Annotated in this window: 4 protein-coding genes; 3 read left to right on the plus strand and 1 reads right to left on the minus strand. The window is 64.9% G+C overall.

Annotated features, from left to right (window positions below):
- Positions 1 to 152: 152 nt before the first annotated feature.
- Positions 153 to 1235, minus strand: a complete 1083-nt coding sequence (locus tag ACFQ4H_RS34535; protein ID WP_377579448.1) for a hypothetical protein — start codon at positions 1233 to 1235, stop codon at positions 153 to 155.
- 162 nt (positions 1236 to 1397) lie between these two features.
- Between ACFQ4H_RS34535 and ACFQ4H_RS34540 the strand changes: the two genes are divergently transcribed.
- The 3 genes from ACFQ4H_RS34540 to ACFQ4H_RS34550 all read left to right on the plus strand — a co-directional run bounded on the left by ACFQ4H_RS34540 (position 1398) and on the right by ACFQ4H_RS34550 (position 4083).
- Complete coding sequence (locus ACFQ4H_RS34540) at positions 1398 to 2384, plus strand: hypothetical protein (protein ID WP_377579450.1); 987 nt, start codon at positions 1398 to 1400, stop codon at positions 2382 to 2384.
- 120 nt (positions 2385 to 2504) lie between these two features.
- Complete coding sequence (locus ACFQ4H_RS34545; RefSeq protein WP_377579452.1) at positions 2505 to 3323, plus strand: ATP-grasp domain-containing protein; 819 nt, start codon at positions 2505 to 2507, stop codon at positions 3321 to 3323.
- A gap of 1 nt (position 3324) precedes the next feature.
- Positions 3325 to 4083 carry a metallophosphoesterase gene (locus ACFQ4H_RS34550; protein ID WP_377579454.1) on the plus strand — a complete coding sequence of 253 codons (759 nt, stop codon included), beginning with the start codon at positions 3325 to 3327 and terminating at the stop codon, positions 4081 to 4083.
- Positions 4084 to 4518: the final 435 nt, after the last annotated feature.

A 4518-nucleotide genomic window follows, 5' to 3' on the forward strand; every position in this document is an offset into this window, starting at 1 on the left:
ACGACATCCTCGCCAAAGTCCAACTCGTTCAAACCAACATCAAGAAACTCGTGGCAAACAACTCAAAGTAAACCGATCAGGATCACGAAACACTAGCTGGTATGCCGTCCGTCGGCCCCACTGGGTCACCGCCGTCTGCTTTCGGTCGCGGTTTAGTTTCCCGCGTACGCCCGTAAATCCGTCAGCGTTCCTGGTAGGCGGTGCCAGAGCAAACAGTCCTTGGCGGTTCCGTCGGCGAACACGTCAGGCCGTTCACACAGCCGCTCCACGAGGTAACGCTGCGCTGGATCCAGGTCTGCCCACGGGATTATGTCTTGCCAGTGACACCACTCGAGCCCGACGTACTTGAAGACGCTGAGTAGGTGGTTGTGCCAGTTTGAGCTCGGAACTTTGGTGAGCAGACAGTCGACTGTTCGGCGCACCCGCTCGGTCTGACCATCCGGGTCGCATTCGGCGAGTTCGCCCAAGGCGAGGTTTTCGCGGATTCCGTACCATGGCTCGCTGTAACTGTGGTTCGGATCGGCAAGATGGTCGGCCCACTGGCACAGCTCGACCAGGGCCTCTGCCAGCAGGGTCGGGCGGCGCAGCCGCGCGGTGGCCAGTGCAGCCGCCCACCGCACAGTACCGTCGCTGTCCCCCAGCCGACGCAGGAAAAGACCGTCGTGTGCGGACGATCCGACTGGCGCGACGGTGCCGAGCGCCAGCAGCGCCGCCGTAACCACGGCCACGGGCGCGTCATCGTCGGCAGCCGCCCGGTCGAGTGCTGGTGCCGTATGTTGCGCGTGTTCCGGGTACACCGCCAGTATCTGAGCAGCCGGCACCGCAAGCTCGGCGTCGGAGTCTTCGAGCAGTGTCACAAACAGCGGTATCCCCTTGGCCACCGCGTCGTAGGTGGCCAGCCCAAACGAAGGGCCCTGCGCGCGTTCGTCCGCGATCGGGTACCGGGTCCACTGGCGTCTATTCCCGGTCGCCATGAACTCCAAGAAATCGATCAGGCTGCTCCGGTCCGGGGTCGCCGGGTCAGCAGCGAGCGCGAGTAGGAACGGCACGGCAGGGGCGCTGGCGGCGTACCGGGTGCCCTGATGAGCGATGCAGGAGTACAGCTCATGCCGGGTCTCCGACCGCTGCTTCGGGTCCGGTGACAGCAGCCCACGGATCAGGTCCGGCACGTCGTCCGCCGAGCCGTACGCGTGGGTCAGCCCCGTCCAATCAACCTCACCCAACGCTTCGATCATGGCGACATCCTGCCCGAGACGCCGAGGTAGTGCCGCCCCGACCCGATACCGGATACCGAGAGCACTGCGACTCCGCCTATCGGCCAAGCCCGCGCCTTGACAACCACTGCCACCGCCCGGCTGACGCCGGTAAAGAGCATGCTGATGTGTATCCTGCGGCCGGTGGGAAGCCTGGTGCGGTATGTGGTCGTCCAAAACGGAGTCGTCTCGCGATATGCAATGGGTGGCGGCGCCGCCATGGGCGTCGACTACAACTTCGCGATCGGGCCAGCGGCTGTGCTGCGATGGCTGAGCGCACTGGACGATGACTATGACGGCGACGACGGTTGGGCTCACGACTGGGCGTGCCGTGACGCCTTGCTGATCGACGCGGACCGACGCCGCCTGTTGTTCTACACCGGCTTGTCTCCGTTCGACTGCGGGGAGACCTATGCCTATCGTGCCGCGTTGCTCGACGGGTACTCGCGAACCTGGCCGGGCTGGGCGATCGAATGGGCCTATGAGGGCACCGGCGACCTCGTCGCTGCCCTCGGCGAGGACCGAAGCGTGGTACGCGAGGCCGACCCGTTCATCACCGAGCTGTTCCCGCATGGTCGAGGAGAGCCGGGCGGACCGGTCGGATACGTCGTCAGCGTGGCCGACGAGACCGGGTGTCGCGCTTACGCGCTGGATGCGTTTTCCGAGCAGCCGTGGCGGCTCGGTCCGGACCTGCTCACTGTGCTGCCGGCCGAGGAGCCGGTAACCGCCTGCCGCACGATGCCCCTGGCCGGCCTGCACCTTGATACCCGTGCCCGCCGAGCCGGGCTCTGGAGCATCGAGGCCCTCCGCGGACTCTCCGAATGGTGGCCGCAGCGCTGGCCCGGTTGGGAGCTGGAGTTCCGGGCCGACGACCCCAGCCATCAGCTTGCCCGCGCCGAGAACCTCACTTTCCCCCCGGTCGACCTGGACCTGGCGTTGCGAAAACTCGCCTATCGCGTAGAGAGGTATTGGCCGGTCGAGGAGAGCCTGCGAAAGCGGGGTATCGATGTTGATGAATGGTATGAGTGGTATCCCAGTATCCGCGCGAATCTGGACGCCCGTGTTACCCCAGCAGAGGTCAATGCGGCGGTTGCGGCGATCCTCGACGGCCGACAGCCGTATGAGTTTTGATAAGCACGTAACAACCACCACACCAAGGGTTGGAACGTTTCGGAAAAGTTACCGGCCCTCTCGGCTGCGGTGACGATAACCGGGCGACGGCATCTTCGCGGACGGCCAAAATGGTGGGCCATGACCACCCCTGTCCCGGACGCCGACTTCCTGGTGCTGCCCCCGCGCCTCGACAGCACCGCCAAACTGCTGGCCGGATCGGCCCGGCGACGAGGCATGGCAGTGGAGCAGTTGCCCAGCCCGGTGGTGCCGGACCGACTGCGGCATGCTGTGGGTGGGCACCTCTACGGCGGGCCCACCTTTGCCGGCACCGTCGCCGTGGACCTCGACCTGGCCCTGCTCGAACCGACCGATGACTGGCTGACGCGGCTGCCGTACGAGTACACCCGCCGCGACATCACCTTTACCACCCTCGGCGAGGCACGCTGGTCCCGTACGCCGATGTTCGTCAAGCCGCCCCGGGACAAGACCCTGACCGCCGGCGTCTACGCCGACGGGTCCCGCCTGCCCGGCAACGAGCGCTACCCCGCCGACCCCCCAGTGCTCGTCAGCGAGATCGTGACGTTCCTGGCGGAGTACCGGCTGTTCGTCCTCGATGCCACGGTGCACACCGTTAGCCGTTACGCCACCAACGGCCGACTCGATCCGGCACCCCTTGACGTCTGCCCGTACCGTGCCACCGTGCTCGACTTCGCCGCCAACCTGCTCGATGCCTGCGCTGACAGCCTGCCCGGCGCCGTCGTCGTCGACGTCGGACTGGTCAGCAACCCCGATCGCGGCGACGAATACTGGGCCGTGGTGGAGGCGAACATGGCCTGGTTCAGCACAAGCTATGCCGCAAACCCGGACCGGGTCCTTGACGTGGTGCTCCGGGCAGCCGGACCACGTCACCGCCTGGCTTCTCGCGACCAGACTTTCATTCGACGATCGGGAGGCTGATATGGCGAAGATTGTGATCATTGGTGACGTCGGGGGATGTGTTACCCAACTGTCCCAGGTCACGGTGCCTGTGCTCGAAGATCCAGAGACCGTTGTGATTCAGGTTGGGGACTTGATCGATCGTGGTCCGGACAGCGCGGGAGTTCTCGCCTTTGTTCAGCGCAGACTAGAGGACTCGTCACGGCAGTGGATCCAGCTCATCGGCAATCATGAATCGCAGTACCTGGGTGCTGAGATGTTCTGGCCACAGCGGCTGGCGGACGAAGACGCCGCACTCCTGGATGCCTGGTGGCTGCGCGACCGTCTGCGGGTCGCCGCCGCAGTGCGTACCGCCGAGGGGGAGGAATTCCTGATCACCCACGCCGGCCTCACCGTCGACGCCTGGCGGAAGCTGGGTGAACCGGTCACCGCTACCACTGCGGCGGATCTGCTCAACACTCGGCCTGAGGAATTACTGTGGCACGAGCGCGGACCGCTGTGGGCCGAAGCGGGCACCGACCTGTACGACTCCTGGTTGCACGCCGCTGAGCCTGCGCCATTCGGTCAGATACACGGGCACTCCACCATCGTCGATTTCCGTCGCAGAGCATGGTTGTGCGGCGAACGGATCCGCCAGCGAACGGCGGTGGACTGGGCGGCCCGTCACACGTTCAGCCGCATCAGCGCGACTCGGTTCATCGGCGTCGACCCGAAACATGGACGTTACGGCGCGCCGCAGTGGTTACCACTGGTCTTTCATGACGCCACACTGCTCGCCTGACCCCCCGGCCAGGGAGGTGCTCGAGCCGGCGTGTCGGGCAGCAAGGGGTTCGAGTCGTCGTCCCTGACGAGGTGTGCCGATCGGCAAGAGGCACACATCGGCGACCGAACCCGAGATCGGAAACGCTGGCGCTGCCTTCTATCACGTCTTCGGCAACTCGCCGCATCGCTGGGCGCGACCGGGGCGATGGTTCACAATTCGTAGCTGCGATGACACATTGACCTGCGGAGACTGACGCCTGCATGTCGTCTGTGTCCTCGATCTGATAGAGGCTGCACGCAATTCGTGTTCTTCTCACGGGGTCGATGATTGTCGATGTAATTCTCGTCTCTCGGGAGGAACTAGTGCCCCGTCATGCAGCCTTGAATGGGTAATCCGGATGCCGGATCTTGGAGTTGATCGCGAATCCTGATTTCGGTTGGGCTCGTTGGTTGC

The organism is Micromonospora sonneratiae, assembly GCF_042679305.1.
Taxonomy (GTDB): domain Bacteria; phylum Actinomycetota; class Actinomycetes; order Mycobacteriales; family Micromonosporaceae; genus Micromonospora_H; species Micromonospora_H sonneratiae.

What these genes read in the sequence shown, in the direction of transcription:
- ACFQ4H_RS34550 (WP_377579454.1), top strand. Translation starts at nt 3,325, where the DNA reads ATGGCGAAGATTGTGATCATTGGTGACGTCGGGGGATGTGTTACCCAA.
- ACFQ4H_RS34545 (WP_377579452.1), top strand. Translation starts at nt 2,505, where the DNA reads ATGACCACCCCTGTCCCGGACGCCGACTTCCTGGTGCTGCCCCCGCGC.
- ACFQ4H_RS34535 (WP_377579448.1), bottom strand. Translation starts at nt 1,235, where the DNA reads ATGATCGAAGCGTTGGGTGAGGTTGATTGGACGGGGCTGACCCACGCG.